The 18894-nt window shown below is 44.0% G+C and carries 16 protein-coding genes and 1 pseudogene; 12 read left to right on the forward strand and 5 right to left on the reverse strand.

The annotated features are described in order from the left end of the window. The first annotated feature begins 474 nt into the window (after positions 1-474). The gene (locus tag AB4589_RS10625; RefSeq protein ID WP_372100373.1) at positions 475-1302 is read left to right on the forward strand and encodes a 4'-phosphopantetheinyl transferase superfamily protein; all 828 of its coding nucleotides are present in this window, start codon (positions 475-477) and stop codon (positions 1300-1302) included. Positions 1303-1322: 20 nt separating this feature from the next. Here the strand turns inward: AB4589_RS10625 and AB4589_RS10630 are convergent, their stop codons facing one another. Then, positions 1323-1730 carry a thioesterase family protein gene (locus AB4589_RS10630; protein ID WP_009847292.1) on the reverse strand — a complete coding sequence of 136 codons (408 nt, stop codon included), beginning with the start codon at positions 1728-1730 and terminating at the stop codon, positions 1323-1325. A 345-nt stretch (positions 1731-2075) separates the two neighbouring features. Here AB4589_RS10630 and AB4589_RS10635 point away from each other — a divergent pair, with 345 nt between their 5' ends. From AB4589_RS10635 to AB4589_RS10645, 3 genes are all read left to right on the forward strand, one after another. Further along, positions 2076-3071 carry a TRAP transporter substrate-binding protein gene (locus tag AB4589_RS10635; protein ID WP_012604509.1) on the forward strand — a complete coding sequence of 332 codons (996 nt, stop codon included), beginning with the start codon at positions 2076-2078 and terminating at the stop codon, positions 3069-3071. Between the two features lie 65 nt (positions 3072-3136). Then, on the forward strand, positions 3137-3892 hold the full coding sequence (locus AB4589_RS10640; protein WP_009847290.1) for a TRAP transporter small permease: 756 nt from the start codon (positions 3137-3139) through the stop codon (positions 3890-3892). Between the two features lie 2 nt (positions 3893-3894). Beyond that, positions 3895-5256 carry a TRAP transporter large permease gene (locus tag AB4589_RS10645; RefSeq protein ID WP_004736074.1) on the forward strand — a complete coding sequence of 454 codons (1362 nt, stop codon included), beginning with the start codon at positions 3895-3897 and terminating at the stop codon, positions 5254-5256. 32 nt (positions 5257-5288) lie between these two features. Here the strand turns inward: AB4589_RS10645 and AB4589_RS10650 are convergent, their stop codons facing one another. The 3 genes from AB4589_RS10650 to AB4589_RS10660 form a co-directional block, all read right to left on the reverse strand. Next, complete coding sequence (locus AB4589_RS10650; RefSeq protein ID WP_017101579.1) at positions 5289-5462, reverse strand: hypothetical protein; 174 nt, start codon at positions 5460-5462, stop codon at positions 5289-5291. 77 nt (positions 5463-5539) lie between these two features. Then, positions 5540-6889: a sigma-54-dependent transcriptional regulator gene (locus AB4589_RS10655; RefSeq protein ID WP_372100375.1), complete on the reverse strand. Its 1350-nt coding sequence runs from the start codon at positions 6887-6889 to the stop codon at positions 5540-5542. A gap of 60 nt (positions 6890-6949) precedes the next feature. Then, a complete protein-coding gene (locus AB4589_RS10660) occupies positions 6950-8758 on the reverse strand; it encodes an ATP-binding protein (RefSeq protein WP_017103217.1) in 1809 nt (602 codons plus the stop codon). 163 nt (positions 8759-8921) lie between these two features. Between AB4589_RS10660 and AB4589_RS10665 the strand changes: the two are divergent. From AB4589_RS10665 to AB4589_RS10700, 8 genes and pseudogenes are all read left to right on the forward strand, one after another. Further along, positions 8922-9104 (forward strand): annotated as a pseudogene (locus AB4589_RS10665) (hypothetical protein); the annotation flags it as partial. Positions 9105-9398: 294 nt separating this feature from the next. Then, positions 9399-10697 carry a trigger factor gene (tig, locus tag AB4589_RS10670; protein ID WP_004736079.1) on the forward strand — a complete coding sequence of 433 codons (1299 nt, stop codon included), beginning with the start codon at positions 9399-9401 and terminating at the stop codon, positions 10695-10697. Between the two features lie 105 nt (positions 10698-10802). Next, positions 10803-11429, forward strand: coding sequence for an ATP-dependent Clp endopeptidase proteolytic subunit ClpP (gene clpP / locus AB4589_RS10675; protein WP_004736080.1), 627 nt, complete (start codon positions 10803-10805; stop codon positions 11427-11429). Between the two features lie 81 nt (positions 11430-11510). Continuing rightward, positions 11511-12791: an ATP-dependent protease ATP-binding subunit ClpX gene (clpX, locus tag AB4589_RS10680; RefSeq protein WP_009847283.1), complete on the forward strand. Its 1281-nt coding sequence runs from the start codon at positions 11511-11513 to the stop codon at positions 12789-12791. A gap of 132 nt (positions 12792-12923) precedes the next feature. Next, positions 12924-15275 (forward strand): endopeptidase La, encoded by a 2352-nt coding sequence (gene lon / locus AB4589_RS10685; protein WP_372063527.1) that lies wholly within the window; start codon positions 12924-12926, stop codon positions 15273-15275. 170 nt (positions 15276-15445) lie between these two features. Further along, entirely contained in the window at positions 15446-15739 is a 294-nt protein-coding gene (locus AB4589_RS10690) for an HU family DNA-binding protein (RefSeq protein ID WP_012604504.1), read from the forward strand. A 221-nt stretch (positions 15740-15960) separates the two neighbouring features. After that, the gene (gene ppiD / locus AB4589_RS10695) at positions 15961-17826 is read left to right on the forward strand and encodes a peptidylprolyl isomerase (protein WP_372100376.1); all 1866 of its coding nucleotides are present in this window, start codon (positions 15961-15963) and stop codon (positions 17824-17826) included. Positions 17827-18047: 221 nt separating this feature from the next. Further along, entirely contained in the window at positions 18048-18347 is a 300-nt protein-coding gene (locus AB4589_RS10700) for a ComEA family DNA-binding protein (RefSeq protein ID WP_012604502.1), read from the forward strand. Here AB4589_RS10700 and rrtA read toward each other — a convergent pair. After that, positions 18344-18886, reverse strand: coding sequence for a rhombosortase (gene rrtA, locus AB4589_RS10705; RefSeq protein WP_102582478.1), 543 nt, complete (start codon positions 18884-18886; stop codon positions 18344-18346). The two genes, AB4589_RS10700 and rrtA, sit on opposite strands and share 4 nt — an antisense overlap. Between the last annotated feature and the right edge of the window lie 8 nt (positions 18887-18894).

Raw genomic sequence — 18894 nt, forward strand, 5'->3', positions numbered from 1 at the left:
AGTCTGACTAAACGACAAGTCGGTATCCGCAAAGAAAACGTGTGAATTTGTTTAATGGTTGAGCAGGCTACCCGAGGTGAGTGGTCGATACAATGCTCCCAGAGGCCACTATGATCTGTTCAGACCAGATGAATTTGGCATGGTTTTAATTTTTGTATTTTTAATTTAATTAACTTATTGATAATTAACGGTTATGGGTTGTTTTCTAGTGTTTTTACTCTATATATTGACTTGGTGAGATCTATGTCATATTTTTGTAAGTAACATTTAATGGATGCCTCTTGTGTAAGGCTAAGTGTGATCTGTGTTTTAATTTGTTATTATTTGAAAAATTAGTTTTAAGTCCTCATGTGAAGGGGGTTTTCCTCCCGTATTCTCTAGGTTCCACTTAATTTATAGGTGAGTTAAATTTGTTCGATTGGGTTGTTCCAATCGTGTTTTGAAGAGTGATTTATAGAAGTGAGTTCGAGTTAAATGAAAACTCCCGTTGTTGATTTGTGGCTATGTTCTTTGAGTAATTTGCGTGATGATGTAGGCAGTAAGTCACACCTCAAACAGACACTCACAGCTGATGAAATAGCGAAAGTCGAGCGGTATCGAATGCCCTCATCTCAAGTTCAAGCCCTATATGTTCGCAACTACCTAAGAAAGGTGTTGTCTAGCTATTCTGATTTAATGCCCGAAGCGTGGCGCTTTGAATATGGCGAGAAAGGAAAGCCCAGTTTAGTCGCCGAACAGCAACTCATGACGGGGCTAAATTTCAATATCAGTCATAGCAAAGAACATTTGTTGATTGCAGTTTGCCAACGAGTAGGGAAGCCAGTCCAATTAGGTGTCGATATCGAACATGCAAGAAGCTCGACCAATATCGATTCGATCATAAAGCACTATTTTTCAGATAAAGAACTAGCGGATTTACTTGAACTTAGTAAAGAGCTGCAGAGAGAGCGTTTTTTCGATCTTTGGGCGCTGAAGGAGTCGTATATCAAAGCGACAGGTAAAGGGCTAGCCACATCGTTGCGAAGCTTTTCGTTCGATTTCTCCAATCTGACGGAGCAAACACTGTCACTTCACGCTTCGGATTTTCAACCAAACTTGCAGGATGAAATTAGATTGCATGGTGAAATCAGCATATACAGTGGAGTTGGGGTGGATGTTACTGAGCAAACCTATAGTTCTACAAGTTGGCAATGTTGCTTAGGGCGGCTGGATGAGCAGTATCGCTTTGCGGTTACGCTTGGTGGGGCGAGTCTACCAATGCAATTAGAGATGAGAACCTTTTCGTCGTCTCATCTCTTTTAAGCGAGTTTGGTGAGGTGAAGTTAGCTCGTTTCGCCAAGCATCGCTTTTAATACTTCAGCTGGCACGGGCTGTAGTTGCTTGTCTTTGTCTAGGCAAACCATTTCGATATCACCAATCACCGCAGGTTTGGTTGCATCTTTACGCCACACTTCTTGTCGCCATAGCGTTTTGTATTTGCCATCAAGTTCAAAAGAGGTTCGGATGTCGCAGATCTCAGCGAACTCAACCCCATCTTGGAAAGTCATGTTGGCTTTATAGACCGCAAAACCTAACCCATGTTCATTCCACAATGTTGCCAGTTTATCGCTACCCAATACATGTTCGCGTGCACGCTCAAAGTACTTTAGAAAGTTAGGGTGATAAACCACACCTGAGTGATCGGTATCTTCATAGTAAATTTGTACTGGGTGATGGTAGATCTGACTCATTGGTATCAACTCTGGTAAATAGTGGATCAGTTAATCTGACTAAGTTGTGCAGCACTCTACAGGATAGGTAGAAATTACTTCAAGGCATCATCGTGAATGGGGCTTTTGGTCAGACCTCATTCATCACTAATACATTGGTCAGCTTCCACCCATTTACAAATATTCTATGTGTCATTTTCCACCCATTGATTTTTGCAGCGAGTTAGTGACTGCTGCAGGCAGATATCATGAAGCCTTATAGTTAAAGGCTTGTTAATGTTTTGTTTCAATGTGGCGCGTTAATTGCCTTAGTGAAAGCACGCAGTTCCCATTGAAGGGCTGCTTTGTTTACTAAGGAGAATAATAATGTTTAAGCCTCTTACCCTGCTGTCTGTATCTGCTCTGGCGCTCACAAGTTTTAATGCTGCTGCAAACTGTGACCCAGGTGAAATCGTGATTAAATTCAGTCATGTAACCAATACCGATAAGCACCCGAAAGGCATTGCCGCTTCTTTACTGGAAGAGCGAGTAAACACGGAAATGAATGGCAAAGCTTGTATGCAAGTTTTCCCTAACTCAACACTCTACGATGATAATAAAGTACTGGAAGCCCTGTTAAATGGTGATGTTCAAATGGCGGCACCATCGCTGTCTAAATTTGAGAAGTTCACTAAGAAATACCGCATTTTTGACCTTCCTTTCCTATTTGAAGACGTAGAAGCTGTTGACCGTTTCCAAAACTCAGAGTCTGGTGAAAAGCTGAAGAACGCGATGAAGCGTCGTGGCCTTCAAGGACTAGCGTTTTGGCACAATGGCATGAAACAGATGTCAGCAAACAAACCTCTTATCAATCCTGAAGACGCGGAAGGTTTGAAATTCCGTGTTCAAGCATCAGACGTATTGGTTGCTCAGTTTGAACAGCTAGGTGCTAACCCACAGAAGATGTCTTTCAAAGAAGTATACGGTGGCCTACAAACTAAGGTTATCGATGGCCAAGAGAACACATGGTCAAACATTTACGGTAAGAAGTTCTTTGAAGTACAAGACGGCGTAACTGAAACCAACCACGGTATCCTTGATTACCTGGTAGTAACGTCGAACGACTTCTGGAAAGACCTACCTGAAGATGTACGTACGCAACTTGGCACAATCGTTCAAGAAGTGTCTGAGACTCGTAACGCAGAATCTTCAAAAGTTAACCTAGCGAACAAAAACAACATCATCGAAGCGGGTGGTGAGGTTCGTACGCTTACGCCTGAACAGCGTGAAGCATGGGTAACTGCGCTTCAACCAGTATGGAAGAAGTTTGAAAAAGACATCGGTTCAGATCTTATCGATGCAGCGTTAGCTTCAAACCAATAACACCGCTAAAGGAGTGGCGTGAATTTCGCCACTCCTAATTAAAATAACTATAAGCGGAGTCAATTATGGATAATCCTCAAATGGAACAGCCAAATTCTAGCGAATCAGCACTGGAAACCTCTTTTTTTTCCAAAGTCGGAAGAGTTACGGATGTGATTGAAGAGTCATTAATCGCATTTTTCCTTGGCGCAATGACGCTACTTACTTTTGCCAATGTGGTATTTCGATACGCATTCAATGGCAATATCTTATGGGCACTAGAACTGACTGTGTTCATGTTCGCTTGGATGGTGTTAGTGGGCGCATCTTATGGCGTTAAAAAACACTTCCACATTGGTGTTGATGTGATCATCAACCTTGCCCCAGAAAAGCTACGCAAAGTGTATGCGTTAATCGCCGTCACAAGCTGCCTAGCATTCTCAATCTTACTTCTTATAGGTTCTTGGAATTACTGGTACCCGTTCGCGACTGAGCGCGCTTGGTACGAGACCGATGATATTCCAATGCCAGAGATGCTTCAGTTCCTTGCCGACTGGATGAATGAAGGCGAGCGATACGAGAAACTGCCACGTTTTATTCCTTACATGGCACTGCCTATTGGTATGGCAATGCTGACGTTCCGTTTTGCCCAAGTTGCTTACCAAGTAGTCACAGGCAAGCTTGATCGCATGATTGCGGGGCATGAAGCCGAAGAAGAGCTGGATGCATTGAAAGCTGATGTGTTAGCGGGTTCTGATGAAGACGCGACAGCGGTATTGGATTCGACTAAGCAAAACAAGGCGAACGAGTCGGGTACAAAATCTAACGGTAAGGAAGACTAATCATGGCAATGTTATTTCTATTTTTAATGGTAATTGCTTTCATGTTGGTCGGTGTACCAATTGCGATTTCCCTCGGTTTATCAAGCGTCATATTCTTATTGATGCATTCAGATGCTTCTTTGGCATCCGTTGCACAAACGCTGTTTAATGCATTTGCAGGCCACTACACTCTCTTAGCGATTCCTTTCTTTATCTTGGCCTCTAGCTTCATGTCCACAGGTGGTGTGGCGAAACGTATTATCCGTTTTGCTATTGCAATGGTGGGTTGGTTCCGCGGCGGTTTAGCAATGGCATCGGTTGTGGCGTGTATGATGTTCGCAGCGTTATCTGGGTCGTCTCCTGCAACGGTAGTGGCCATCGGTAGTATTGTTATCGCAGGTATGATCAAAAACGGCTACACAAAAGAGTTCGCGGCAGGGGTTATCTGTAACGCGGGTACGTTGGGTATCTTGATTCCACCATCTATCGTTATGGTGGTTTACGCTGCGGCGACGGATGTATCTGTGGGTCGTATGTTCTTAGGCGGTGTGATTCCTGGACTGTTGGCGGGCGTGATGTTGATGATAGCTATCTACATTGCAGCACGTATTAAGAAAATTCCTGCACAGCCATTTGTGGGCTGGGGTGAGATGTTCGCGGCCGCGAAGGATGCGAGCTGGGGCTTGTTGCTGATTGTTATCATTTTAGGTGGTATCTACGGAGGTATCTTTACTCCGACAGAAGCGGCGGCTGTTGCAGCGGTTTACGCGTTCTTCATTGCCAACTTTATCTATAAAGATATGGGACCGTTTGCGGACAAGAAGAATACAAAGCCTGCTTTGGTGAAAGTGTTCCAAACGTTTTTCCATAAAGACACCAAAGACACGCTCTATGATGCGGGTAAGCTGACCATCATGTTGTTGTTTATCATTGCCAATGCTCTGATTCTTAAGCATGTACTGACAGAAGAACGCATTCCTCAGATGATCACGGAATCCATGTTGTCTGCAGGTTTAGGGCCGATCACCTTCTTGATTGTGGTGAACGTTCTACTCTTGATTGGTGGGCAGTTCATGGAGCCATCAGGCTTGCTGATCATCGTTGCGCCGTTGGTATTCCCAATTGCAATTGCACTGGGCATCGACCCAATTCACCTAGGTATCATGATGGTGGTGAACATGGAGATAGGGATGATAACACCGCCTGTGGGGCTCAACTTGTTTGTGACCGCAGGGGTCGCGAAGATGTCGATGATGAACGTAGTAAAAGCCGCACTGCCATGGGTTGGCGTGATGTTCTTATTCCTGATTATCGTAACCTACGTACCTTGGGTATCAACATGGTTACCGACTACCTTGATGGGGCCGGAGATCATCACGAAATAGAGAGTGAAATCATAGCGAAGTGATGGGGAGGGCTAAACCTCCTCATCAATGATTTTTCCATATCGAGAGCCAGAATCAATCGGCTCATACAGCGCTCTTTTTGCCTCTAATTCTGGCGTGTCTAAGTTGACATGATTGTCAGTGTAAAAAATACCGTCAATTTCAAACGTATCGGTGATCGAGGGAACTTTTGTTTTCTCACCCATAATGACCTCCTTACCACCTTGGTTGCATAACATCCTGTTGTGAAATAAGTATAGGTGATCTTGCTCCCAAATTTAATTTAGTTTTCGCTCTGTCGGTATGACTCTTTAACCAGTTGGTGTTTTTGCATTTTATCGTAGAGGGTTTTACGTGGAAGTTGCAGTCTATCCATAGTCTGTTTAATACTGCCATTACATTCAATAAGCGCTTGTTTTAACGTGTTTTTCTCAAAGTCAGACACCAGTTCTGCCAAAGACAGTTCTTGAGTGACTTGATTGGTGTTGTCTGATAAGTGAGAAAGCTTACCTAAAAGTACAAACCGCTCAGCTGTATTACGCAATTCTCGTACATTTCCCGGCCAATCATGGGCTAAAAGCGCGTGCAGCTCCTTTTGTGGAAGTGCTGGTGCTGTCTTGCCATAACGTGCAGCAGCGACCAGTAAGAAGTGGTGGAAGAGTGCTGGGATATCTTCTTGACGGCTTCTTAACGGCGGTAAATCCAAGGTGACAACGTTGAGTCGATAATAGAGGTCTTGGCGGAAAACGCCTTCTTCAGCCGCCTTCTTTAGGTCGACTTTGGTTGCGGCGATTACTCGAATATCGAGAGGCACTAAACCGTTTGAGCCAACCCTTTCAATAACGCGCTCTTGTAAGACGCGCAACAGGCGAATTTGTGCCTGCATCGGCATGGACTCAATTTCATCTAAGAATAGAGTTCCGCCTTGAGCAAATTCAAATTTACCCACTCGCTTGCTTTCTGCGCCAGTGAACGCACCTTTCTCATGACCATACAGTTCACTCTCTATCAGGTTTTCAGGTACCGCACCGCAATTGACGGCGACGAAGTTTTGTTCTCGCCGGCTGCTTTGTTCATGTAGAGAGCGTGCGACCAACTCTTTGCCTGTGCCAGTTTCACCAAAGAGTAAAATGTCAGCGTTAGTATCTGCCACATGAGTGATGATAGAACGCAGGTCGGTCATTGATTGCGTGTCACCAATGATTCTCGGCCCAAGCGCTTTACTGGCCTTTAAAGAGCGCTTCAATTCAAGATTCTCGAGTGTGAGTTGACGTTTTTCTATTACTCGTTTGGTGGTTTCGATTAGACGTTCATTGGCGAACGGCTTTTCGATGAAGTCATAGGCGCCATCTTGGATCGCTTGTACAGCCATCGAAATATCGCCGTGACCAGTAATCATAATCACGGGGATCTCTTTGTCTTTGTGCATCACGGTGTTGAGCAGATCATGCCCGGAAAGGCCCGGTAGACAGATATCAGTGATGATGACGTGAGGTAAGCCGTTCTCTTGAATCGCGAGCAGAGCAGACTCCGCATCGGGAAAGAATTCGGCATCAATATCGGCGAGCTCAAAGCTCTGTTCAATAGCCATTCTCAGATCGGATTCATCATCAATGAAATAGACGTGACACATAGTTATTCCTTTAATCTTTTATTTTTATTGTTGGTGAAGGTGTACTGGTTTGCTTAGCGACTAATCTGATTCTTTTGTTGGAACTATGGGTAACTCGATACTAAATCGAGCACCACCTTGTGGGCTGTGATCGGTAACTAGCTTGCCATTTATTCCGCTGATTATTTGTTGAGAAATCGATAGCCCAAGTCCAAGTCCATTTTTCTTGGTGGTATGGAAGGGTTCAAAAAAATTTCCGTTAGAAGGGGAGGTGAAGCCTGGGCCATTGTCATCGACATGAATCAGCAAGGTCTTGGCTTGTTGATGGTCGGGCTTCCTAATCTCTAACAGAATAGCTAATTGTTTGTCGTCTTGTTGTTCCATCGCCTGAATCGCGTTAGTCAGCAAATTAATGATCACTTGTTCCAATTGAATGGCGTTGGCGAGCACGCAAGCATCAAAGGTTTCAGGAAGTTCGTTGACCTTTACTCGTTCACTCTTGAGTTGTGGTTTCATCAGTTCTTTTGACGAGTGCAATACTGGCAGTATCTGTAACGTGTGCAGCTCTTCCGCAGTGGATTTCTTTGCAAAGGAACGAAGCTGGTGGCTTATCTTAGCCATACGGTCAGTGAGCGCCGAGATTCGCGATAGGTTGTCATCGACACGCTCGGTTTTTTCTTTGGCAAGAAACAGTCGGCCGTTGTCGGCATAACTGCGAATCGCAGCAAGCGGGTTATTCAGTTCATGGCTGATGCTTGCTGACATTTGCCCCAACACTGCCAGTTTGGCGGCTTGGATGAGTTCGTCTTGTGTCTGCCTCAGTACATGTTCAGTTTCGATTCGGTGCTTAATCTCGACATGCAACTCTGATGTTCGTTCAAGCACTTGAAATTCTAGCTTTTGCTTGGCTTCGGATTGCAGTCTGTCTATCTGAGCTCGTCTTTGTTGTCGATGGTGATTGAGTTGCATCGTTAGATAAATAATCGCAAAAATAAGGCTCAAAACCACAAGGTAAGCAACCAAGTCCCACCAAACTAAGTGGGTCGGAGAAAATACTCGTATGGTGAGTTTTGGCTCGGCTAGGAAGCGTGAGGAGTTAAAGAACTGCTCTTGGACGAGCTTGTGGGGAGACTCAATATTGCTAGTAGCACTCTCTAAGTCACCGGAGAAGTGCAGGCTTTCTATTTTTGTATCGAGATACTGCCTGCTTTCTTGAATTCGAGTGTGTTGTTCTTCGCTTAATGGTTGAAGGCTTTTGAACAGCCACTCGGGATTACTCGACATAAATACGATCTGGTCTTTATCGTCAGCAACAAAAAAACTCTGTTTGCCTTTCCAACTTGCTTCAATCAGCGATAAATCCATCTTTACGACAATGACGCCAATAATCTCGGCGGCATAGGCGACGGGGTAAGAATAATAATAGCCTCGTTTCCCAGAGGTTGAACCTAGCGCAAAATATTGATTTTCATTGCCAAGAATCGCTTCTTGAAAGTAGGGACGGAAAGCGAAATTTCGCCGAATAAAAGAACGCGGTAGATTCCAGTTACTGGCTGCTATGGTGGTGCCAATGCTATCTAACAGATAGGTGTCCGATGCTTGAATCACCGAGTTTACGTGTTCTAGGTAGCGATTGGTGAGTTCGATTTGCGCAGAGTTACTTGGAGAGTGAAGAGCATCGACCAACTCTTTGTCTTTTGAAAGCAGCTCGGGAATGTGCGCGAACTTGTCGAGTTGGCTTGAAATATGAACCGAAAATCGGTCTAGCTTAGATTGATGATCATTTAACAAACTTTCATGGCTTGTGTTCCACACCCAATGACCGCCGAACACCATTAGTAAACTGTATGTGGCCATTAATAGGATTGGGATTCTCAAAGCTTGAAACATGAAGGCTCTCCGCTCATTTCTTTGGTAAATAATCAAGCCTGTCTTCTCTCGTTTATGGTAGCAAATAGCGGTAGTGTTTGCTGAAAGTAGACAGTCGCCAGATGGATGTAGGTTAAGGGTTTGTAACGGGGATTGTTGAAAAAGTTATCGACTCTGAGGGGTAAAACAAGAGCAAGATCTCTTTTTAAGGTTTTTAGCAAAAAAAGCCCTCGATTCCCTTGAAAAAGTCGCTATTGTCCCCATTTCTGTTGTGCTAAGTGATGATTTGATCGTTTTTGTATCATTTAGTTGGACGAATTTAGAGCATTCATCATCATGCAGAGGTGAACGGCTCGACAGAGATTAAACAGATCGCTAGAATGTCGCGTCTAAAATTTCTGTCCTGAGGCTAATCGGAGATACCTTTCTTGTTTTCGAAAACAAGCTTTATTGCGTTTTAATCGACGCGTGAAGAACGAAGATATCGCTGATTAGTCTGGTGTTTGGTTGAATAATCAATTCAGACATCAATGCTCGATTTTAAATTAGGTGTTCGGATAGAGCACTACACAAGGATGCAGCCAACAACGTCGGCTTTTGAATTAAAGCTAAGTTACGGCTCATATGCTCAGATTACTGAGCCAGTTTTGAGGTTTATATAATGCAAGTTACTGTTGAAACGCTAGAAGGCCTAGAGCGCCGTCTTAATATTACTGTTCCTGCTGCTAACATCGAAGATGCAGTTACAGCTGAACTACGCAACATCGCGAAAAACCGTCGTTTCGATGGCTTCCGTAAAGGCAAAGTGCCAATGAAGATGGTTGCTAAAATGTACGGCAAAGCAGTACGTCAAGACGTGATGGGCGAAGTAATGCAACGTCACTTCATCGAAGCGATCGTTAAAGAGAAAATCAACCCAGCTGGCGCACCTACTTTCGCACCAGTTGAAAACAACGAAGGCGCTGACCTAGTATTCAACGCAACTTTTGAAGTTTACCCAGAAGTTGAGCTGAAAGGTCTAGAAAACATCACTGTTGAGAAACCAGCAGTAGAAGTTAAAGAAGCTGACGTTGAAGAGATGATCGAAACTCTACGTAAGCAACAAGCGACTTGGACTGAAGTTGAAGCTGCTGCTGACGCTGGTTCTCGTGCAACTATCGACTTCGTTGGTTCTATCGACGGTGAAGAGTTTGAAGGCGGCAAAGCTGAGAACTTCCCACTAGAGATGGGCGCTGGTCGCATGATCCCTGGTTTTGAAGACGGTATCGTTGGTAAAACAGCAGGTATGGAATTCGAAATCGAAGTAAACTTCCCAGAAGATTACCACGCTGAAAACCTAAAAGGTAAAGCTGCTAAGTTCTCTATCAAGCTGAACAAAGTTGAAGCTCGTGAGCTTCCAGAACTAAACGAAGAATTCGTTTCTAAGTTCGGCGCAGCTGAAGGCGTTGAAGGCCTTAAAGCTGAAGTTCGTAAGAACATGGAGCGTGAGCTTAAGCAAGCAGTTAAGAACCGCATCAAAGAGCAAGCAATCGACGGTCTAGTTAACGAAAACAACATCGACGTACCTTCTGCTCTAATCGATCAAGAGATCGGTGTTCTACGTCAACAAGCTGCTCAACGTTTCGGTGGTAACACTGAAGCTGCTGACCAACTTCCACGTGAGCTGTTCGAAGAGCAAGCTAAACGTCGCGTAGTTGTAGGTCTTCTTCTTGGTGAAGTAATCAAGACTGAAGAGCTAAAAGCTGATGACGAGAAAGTTAAAGCTATCATCGAAGAGATGGCTACAGCATACGAAGATCCAACAGAAGTTATTGCTTACTACGAGCAAAACGAGCAAATGATGAACAACATGCGCAATGTTGCTCTAGAAGAGCAAGCTATTGATGCAATCATCGCTAAAGCTCAAGTTTCTGATAAAGAAGTTAGCTTCAACGAGCTAATGAATCAGCAACCTGCTTAATATAGTAATATCTGACGTAGAAGGTTGACGTACGGTCAACAATTCTGCTAACAATGGTCCGTATGATTTAATCATTCGGGCCATTTATTTTAGGGACATAAGAATATGAGCTACCAAGAAAAAAATACAATGCCATCGATTATGGACGCACTAGTTCCTATGGTGGTTGAACAGACTTCCCGTGGTGAACGTTCTTACGATATTTATTCTCGTCTATTAAAAGAACGTATCATTTTCTTAACAGGTCAAGTGGAAGACCACATGGCAAATCTTGTCGTGGCTCAACTGCTTTTCTTGGAATCAGAAAACCCAGACAAAGATATCTATCTTTACATCAACTCACCTGGCGGTAGCGTAACAGCGGGCATGTCTATCTATGACACAATGCAGTTCATCAAGCCAAACGTGAGCACAGTATGTATGGGTCAAGCTTGCTCTATGGGTGCATTCTTACTAGCGGGTGGTACTCCGGGTAAGCGTCACGTGCTTCCAAACTCACGTGTAATGATTCACCAGCCACTTGGCGGCTTCCAAGGCCAAGCGTCTGATATTCAAATTCACGCGCAAGAGATCCTAACGATCAAGCAAAAGCTAAACAAACTATTGGCAGAGCACACAGGTCAGCCTCTAGAGGTTGTTGAGCGTGATACAGATCGTGACAATTTCATGTCTGCTGATCAGGCTGTAGAATACGGTTTGGTGGATTCAGTTCTTAATCACCGCGGTCAATAATTGCAGGGCAATTGTTTAACGCAAAGTGATTCAAATTGATATACACTCAAACATAGAGAGTAAAGGCTAAGAGGTTAGCGAATGACAGATAAAAGCAAAGAGGGTGGTAGCGGTAAATTGCTTTACTGCTCTTTCTGTGGCAAAAGCCAGCACGAAGTTCGCAAGTTAATCGCAGGTCCTTCTGTTTACATTTGTGATGAATGTGTCGATCTTTGTAACGACATTATTCGTGAAGAAATTAAAGATGTTCTTCCAAAGAAAGAATCGGAATCGCTGCCAACGCCGCGTGAGATTCGTGAGCATCTTGACGACTATGTAATCGGTCAAGAATACGCGAAAAAAGTGCTAGCAGTTGCAGTATATAACCACTACAAGCGTTTACGTAATGGTGATACGACGGCTGAAGGCGTAGAGCTAGGTAAGAGTAACATTCTTCTTATCGGTCCTACTGGTAGTGGTAAAACCCTACTGGCTGAAACACTGGCTCGTTTCCTAGACGTTCCTTTCACAATGGCAGATGCAACAACACTAACCGAAGCGGGTTATGTGGGCGAAGATGTTGAAAACATCATCCAGAAGTTGCTTCAGAAATGTGATTACGACGTAGCGAAAGCGGAACGCGGCATTGTTTACATCGATGAAATCGATAAGATTTCTCGTAAAGCTGAAAACCCATCGATCACGCGTGACGTGTCTGGTGAAGGTGTACAGCAAGCTCTATTAAAACTTGTTGAAGGTACAGTGGCTTCAGTTCCACCTCAAGGTGGTCGTAAGCATCCACAGCAAGAGTTCTTGCAAGTGGACACGTCTAAGATCCTATTTATCTGTGGTGGTGCGTTTGCCGGCCTAGATAAAGTGATTGAGCAACGTGTAGAAACAGGTTCAGGTATCGGCTTTGGCGCAGAAGTGCGTTCAAAAGACGAAACCAAAACTATCGGTGAACTGTTCACTCAAGTAGAACCTGAAGATCTAGTGAAGTATGGTTTGATTCCAGAATTCATTGGTCGTCTACCTGTTACAACAACACTGACAGAGCTTGATGAAGAAGCGCTAATCCAAATCCTTTGTGAGCCAAAGAATGCACTGACAAAACAGTACGCTGCATTATTTGAACTTGAGGATACAGAGTTAGAATTCCGTGAAGACGCCCTACGCGCAATTGCGAAGAAAGCAATGAACCGTAAAACGGGTGCTCGTGGTCTACGCTCTATCTTGGAAGGTGTTCTACTAGAAACTATGTACGAACTGCCATCTTCAACTGATGTAAGCAAGGTTGTGATTGATGAGTCGGTAATTAATGGTGAGTCAGAACCACTATTGATTTACAGTAACTCAGATAACCAAGCAGCTGTTGCAGAGTAGGTCTTTTTAAGACTACACACTCAAATTGAAAAAGGAGGTAAGCAATTACCTCCTTTTTTTTATTCTTCCATTGAATCCAGTCGTTTAAGCCCCATATACTGCTTTATAAGTTAAAGCGGAAGAGAGAAATATATGAACTTGGAACGTTCCGAGCGTATCGAAATCCCCGTGCTACCTCTACGTGATGTAGTGGTTTACCCACACATGGTTATTCCATTGTTTGTTGGTCGTGAAAAATCGATTACTTGCCTTGAATCGGCAATGGAAGCTAACAAACAAGTACTACTTGTAGCGCAGAAAGAAGCGGACACTGATGAGCCTTCAATCGACGACCTATTTAACGTAGGTACAGTCGCTACTATTCTTCAGTTGCTAAAGCTGCCAGATGGTACCGTAAAAGTACTTGTCGAAGGTCAGCAGCGTGCAAAAATTCACCAGTTCAAAGAGAGTGAGTTTTTCTTAGCGGATGCCGAATACGTTGTAACCTCAGAACTTGACGAAAAAGAACAAGAAGTGGTTGTTCGCAGTGCGATCAATCAATTCGAAGGCTTTATTAAGCTGAACAAAAAGATTCCACCAGAGGTTCTAACCTCGCTGAACGGTATTGATGAGGCTGCTCGCCTTGCTGATACGATTGCTGCGCACATGCCACTTAAACTGGTAGATAAGCAGCACGTTCTAGAAATTTCAGATGTGACGGAACGCCTGGAATTCTTGATGGGCCAAATGGAGTCAGAAATTGATATCCTGCAAGTTGAAAAACGCATCCGTGGCCGCGTTAAGAAACAGATGGAAAAGTCTCAGCGTGAGTACTATCTGAATGAGCAAATGAAAGCGATTCAGAAAGAACTGGGCGAGATGGACGACGCGCCTGATGAATTCGAGACTCTGAAGAAGAAGATCGAAGATTCTAAGATGCCTCAAGAAGCTCGTGAAAAAACTGAGCAAGAACTGCAAAAACTGAAAATGATGTCGCCAATGTCTGCTGAAGCAACAGTAGTACGTAGTTACATTGATTGGATGGTAGGCGTTCCTTGGGCTAAGCGTTCAAAAGTTAAAAAGAATTTAGCGAAAGCGGAAGAGATCTTAAACGAAGATCACTACGGCTTAGAACGTGTTAAAGAACGTATTCTCGAATACTTGGCAGTACAAAACCGTATCAACAAACTAAAAGGTCCAATCCTTTGTCTTGTAGGTCCTCCTGGTGTTGGTAAAACTTCACTAGGCCGTTCGATTGCCGCGGCAACGGGTCGTAAGTACACACGTATGGCGCTAGGCGGCGTTCGTGATGAAGCTGAGATTCGTGGTCACCGTCGTACGTACATCGGTTCACTTCCGGGTAAATTAATCCAGAAGATGTCTAAAGTTGGTGTTAAGAACCCACTGTTCCTATTAGATGAAATCGATAAGATGTCTTCTGATATGCGTGGCGACCCATCTTCTGCGCTTCTAGAAGTGCTAGACCCTGAGCAAAACAACGCATTTAACGATCACTACCTAGAAGTCGATTACGATTTATCTGATGTGATGTTTGTTGCAACGTCTAACTCGATGGATATTCCGGGCCCACTATTGGACCGTATGGAAGTGATTCGTCTGTCGGGTTACACAGAAGATGAGAAGCTGAACATTGCTAAGAGCCACCTATTGGACAAGCAAGTTCAACGCAACGGTCTTAAGCCTAATGAGATTGAGATTGAAGACTCTGCAATCATCGGCATCATTCGTTACTACACGCGTGAAGCGGGTGTGCGTAGCCTAGAGCGTGAAATCTCTAAGATCTGTCGTAAAGCAGTGAAGAATATCTTGTTAGACAGCAGCCTTAAATCTGTAACGGTTAACATTGATAACCTGAAAGAGTACTTAGGTGTGCAACGTCATGACTTCGGTAAAGCGGATGAAAGCAACCGTATCGGCCAAGTAACTGGCTTAGCATGGACGCAAGTAGGTGGCGATCTACTGACCATCGAAACTGAATCAATGCCAGGTAAAGGTAAGCTAACGCAAACCGGTTCACTAGGCGATGTGATGAAAGAGTCGATTCAAGCGGCAATGACAGTGGTTCGTTCTCGTGCAGAAAATCTGGGTATTAACACCGATTTCTACGAGAAACGTGACATTCATGTTCACGTACCGGAAGGTGCAACGCCAAAAGATGGCCCGAGTGCGGGTATCGCAATGTGTACTGCATTGGTCTCTAGCTTAACGGGTAACCCTGTAAAAGCAGAGGTTGGTATGACCGGTGAAATTACCCTTCGTGGTGAAGTTTTACCTATCGGTGGCTTGAAAGAAAAGCTGCTTGCAGCGCACCGTGGTGGCATTAAAACAGTCTTGATTCCTAAAGACAATGAGCGTGATTTGGAAGAGATTCCAGACAATGTAATCGCTGACTTAAAGGTGATTCCGGTCCAATGGATTGATGAAGTACTTAAAGTCGCGCTAGAACGAGATCCGTCAGGGGTCGAGTTTGACGTGAAAAAATAGTGATGCATAGCAAAAATAAGTAAAGAATTACGCTGATAGACCCGAAAAGGCTTGTCAGCGTTTTTTTTGGACGCTAAGTTATTCGACTAAAGCGGCAGCCCTTTTGTAATAAGGCTTGCGGCTAAATTAAAACCAAAATGGAACGTACAGTCATCGAGAAGTAGTCACAGATGACACATAGGGGAAAAACAGTGAATAAAACACAACTAGTAGAATCAATCGCAGAAAACGCAGACATCTCTAAAGCTTCAGCTGGTCGCGCTCTAGACGCTTTCATCGAAGCAGTTGGCACAACGCTACAATCAGGCGACCAAGTTGCACTTGTTGGCTTTGGTACTTTCAGTGTTCGTACTCGTGCTGCTCGTACAGGTCGTAACCCAAAAACTGGTGAAGAGATCCAAATCGCAGAAGCTAAAGTACCTGGCTTCAAAGCGGGTAAAGCACTTAAAGACGCATGTAACTAATTTTTGTTGCTGAAACCTCAAGTTTTTGTGAGGAGAAGGCAGTAATATGCGTTTACTGTTTGAACAATGATGTTTCATTTTCAAACAGTATATGTGCAAAGCACATTGAACTTATTTAAATTATGCGCATCCTACTGATGCGCATTTCTTTTTCTGATAATATCGCGTGAATAGATTTTTATTTTGAAGCCAATGCTTCATATCCGGAGAGCACTTAAATTATGATGGATCGATTACGCGAAGGCGTGAATAGCATCGCGGTAAAAATTATCCTTGGGTTGATTATCCTGTCATTCGTATTCGCAGGTGTAGGCAGCTACATCACCGGTGGCGGTAACAACGCAGCAGCTAAAGTTGGCAACACAGAAATTGCTCGTGGTGAGTTCGAACAAGCTTACCAAAACGAACGTAATCGCATGCAATCTCAACTTGGCGATTACTTCGCTCAAATGCTTGCAGACCCTGCATACGTGGAGTCTTTCCGTAAGTCAGTACTTGATCGCATGATCAACGATGTTCTACTTGAGCAGCAAGCAGAATCTCTAGGCCTACGAATCAGTGATTCTCAAATCCGTACCATGATTCTAGAAATGCCTCAGTTCCAAACGGCTGGTCAATTCGACCAAGAAGTTTACCAATCAGCATTACGTCGTGCAGGTTTCAGCGCAGAAAGCTTCGCAGAATACATGCGTCGTGACCTAATGCGTAATCAGCTTGTCACTGCGCTTCAAGGCAGTGAATTTGTTCTTCAAGGCGAAATTGATATTCAGAGCAAGCTTATTGCTCAAACTCGTGACATTCGCACAGTGACACTGTCTGTTGCTGACCTAGCGAAAACCATCGAGTTAACTGACGAGCAAATCGAACAGTATTACCAAGAGAACCCTGCGGCTTACACTCGTCCAGAGCAGGCTAAGGTGTCTTACATCGAACTTTCTGCTGAAGCACTTAAATCGCAACTTGAAGTTAGCGATGAGGAAGCACAGAAATATTACCAAGAGCATCTAGACAAGTACTCTACTGAAGAGCAACGTAAAGTTAGCCACATTCTAGTTCAAGGTGATGAAGAAGCGAAAGCTAAGTCTATCCTAGACGAGCTAAATGCAGGTGCTGATTTTGCTACGCTAGCAGAAGAAAAATCTGACGACTTCGGTAGTGCCGATGTTGGCGGTGACCTAGGTTGGATTGAACGCGATGTTATGGACCCAGCATTCGAAGAGGCGGCTTTCGCTCTTGAGAATATTGACGATACGACTGGCTTAGTTAAATCTGATTTTGGCTACCACATCATCAAGCTAGACGAAGTAAAAGCATCTCAAGCTCAGCCTTACACTGAAGTTGCTACTGATATTAAGCAAGAGCTTCTAGACCAACACGCCGTTGATCAGTTCTACGAGCAACAAACTGAACTTGAAAAAGTAGCGTTTGAATTCCCAGATTCTCTAGACGACTCTGCTGAAGCTATCAACGCGAAGATCACGACGACTGATTTCATCTCTCAAGCTGACGCTCCAGAAGTTCTGATGACGCCTGCAGTAATGCAAGCTATCTTGAGCCCTGAAGTGAAAGAAGACGGTTTGAACTCTGAAGTTATCGAAGTGGCTCCTGAGCACGTTATTGTTGTACGTGTAGAAGAGACTCGCGACGAAACAGTTCTTCCTTTAGCAGAAGTGAAAGATCAAGTTGTAGCTGCATTGTCTGCTGTAAAAGCAGAGCAACAAGCGGTAGAGCTAGGTGTTTCTCTAGTAAACGAACTTAAGCAAGGTAATGAAGCGGTACTGGCGGATAACAGCCTTGAGTTTACTGAACTTGAAACCATTGACCGTAATTCTCCATTAGCTGCATCTGTATTCGCTCTAGTGAAACCAGAAGCCGGCCAAGCTGTGTTCGGTCAATCTAAAGATCAAGACGGTAACATCGTTGTTGTTGAGCTTTCTAAAGTAACGGCTGAAATCAACCCTGCTTACAGCACACAACTTGGTGCACAGTTAGAGCGCGTTGGTAATCAACAAGACCTTACTAATGTACTAAACGTACTGCGTAAAAATGCAGACGTTGAATACTACATCGTTGGTCAAGCTCAATAAGCTTTGAATTTACTCGGTAGTCTTCTGCCGAGTAATGCAACTTGAGAATACAACTTGAAAGTAGTGCAGCAACTCGGTTTGCGAGCTAGCTAACAAATTGATGAAAATTAGATGTATAACGAAGCGGGTCACTTAGGTGACCCGCTTTATTTTTGTCTGGTGAGTGTTTTATCTAGCGCAGCAAATGCATAAGTTACGTTTTTTGAACAAAGGAACGGTTTATGCGCACGATATATTCAACATTATTTCTTACATTTCTGATTCTGTTAAGCCCCGCAGCGTATGCAGACAGCCCAACTAAGGCAGAGCTTTACGATGGCATTGAGATTACGGTCAATATCAATACCGCGACAGCTGAAGAGCTGTCAGCGCTATTGGTTGGTGTTGGGGATAAGAAAGCTCAAGAGATCGTCGATTACAGGGATCAAAACGGGGCATTTACGACTGCTGATGATTTGGTGAGTGTGAAAGGGATAGGTGAAGCCACGGTTAAAAAGAACCGCGAAAGAATTCAACTTTAATCCGTTTGTCTACTTGTTAGAAATGAAGCGATAGATATGAAGCCTCCGGCCAATGCACCTGCTAGGTGGGCTTCAATCGCGACACGAGCATTAATCAGTTCGCCAGTCGTGCTAGAAGGGCCAATAAGCTGCTCCCAAGCGATTTTAGCGATTAATCCCAATACTAACAGCCAACTTGATCTCCTACCGTTTAAAGCCTCACTGAGCGCGAATAAGCCAAACAACCCATGCAAAGTGCCAGATAGGCCAACATAGATCTGAATACTCGAAAACAACAGAGCGATTCCAGTCACTAAACTAATCACAAGCAGAGCAAGAACAAGCTGTTTTTTACTCGGTTGAAACAGATAGCTGATGATCCATAAGCCTGCTAGATTCATCAGAAGGTGCGAGTAGTTGGTATGTGAAAAGTTTCCTGTTAGGATCCGCCACCATTGCCCCTCGGCAATCGCATTGCTATCCCATACGACCCAAGCTTGTATTGGCTCAAATTGGAATAAGACGCATAAAAGTGAAGTGAAAATTAAAACAGGGTACACATTAAATC

The organism is Vibrio sp. 10N.222.49.A3, assembly GCF_041475145.1.
In the GTDB taxonomy this organism is placed as follows: Bacteria; Pseudomonadota; Gammaproteobacteria; order Enterobacterales; family Vibrionaceae; genus Vibrio; species Vibrio tasmaniensis_A.

Coding starts and splice junctions, on each gene's coding strand:
- AB4589_RS10625 (WP_372100373.1), top strand. CDS start 475: ATGAAAACTCCCGTTGTTGATTTGTGGCTATGTTCTTTGAGTAATTTG.
- AB4589_RS10630 (WP_009847292.1), bottom strand. CDS start 1,730: ATGAGTCAGATCTACCATCACCCAGTACAAATTTACTATGAAGATACC.
- AB4589_RS10635 (WP_012604509.1), top strand. CDS start 2,076: ATGTTTAAGCCTCTTACCCTGCTGTCTGTATCTGCTCTGGCGCTCACA.
- AB4589_RS10640 (WP_009847290.1), top strand. CDS start 3,137: ATGGATAATCCTCAAATGGAACAGCCAAATTCTAGCGAATCAGCACTG.
- AB4589_RS10645 (WP_004736074.1), top strand. CDS start 3,895: ATGGCAATGTTATTTCTATTTTTAATGGTAATTGCTTTCATGTTGGTC.
- AB4589_RS10650 (WP_017101579.1), bottom strand. CDS start 5,462: ATGGGTGAGAAAACAAAAGTTCCCTCGATCACCGATACGTTTGAAATT.
- AB4589_RS10655 (WP_372100375.1), bottom strand. CDS start 6,889: ATGTGTCACGTCTATTTCATTGATGATGAATCCGATCTGAGAATGGCT.
- AB4589_RS10660 (WP_017103217.1), bottom strand. CDS start 8,758: ATGTTTCAAGCTTTGAGAATCCCAATCCTATTAATGGCCACATACAGT.
- tig (WP_004736079.1), top strand. CDS start 9,399: ATGCAAGTTACTGTTGAAACGCTAGAAGGCCTAGAGCGCCGTCTTAAT.
- clpP (WP_004736080.1), top strand. CDS start 10,803: ATGAGCTACCAAGAAAAAAATACAATGCCATCGATTATGGACGCACTA.
- clpX (WP_009847283.1), top strand. CDS start 11,511: ATGACAGATAAAAGCAAAGAGGGTGGTAGCGGTAAATTGCTTTACTGC.
- lon (WP_372063527.1), top strand. CDS start 12,924: ATGAACTTGGAACGTTCCGAGCGTATCGAAATCCCCGTGCTACCTCTA.
- AB4589_RS10690 (WP_012604504.1), top strand. CDS start 15,446: ATGACACATAGGGGAAAAACAGTGAATAAAACACAACTAGTAGAATCA.
- ppiD (WP_372100376.1), top strand. CDS start 15,961: ATGATGGATCGATTACGCGAAGGCGTGAATAGCATCGCGGTAAAAATT.
- AB4589_RS10700 (WP_012604502.1), top strand. CDS start 18,048: ATGCGCACGATATATTCAACATTATTTCTTACATTTCTGATTCTGTTA.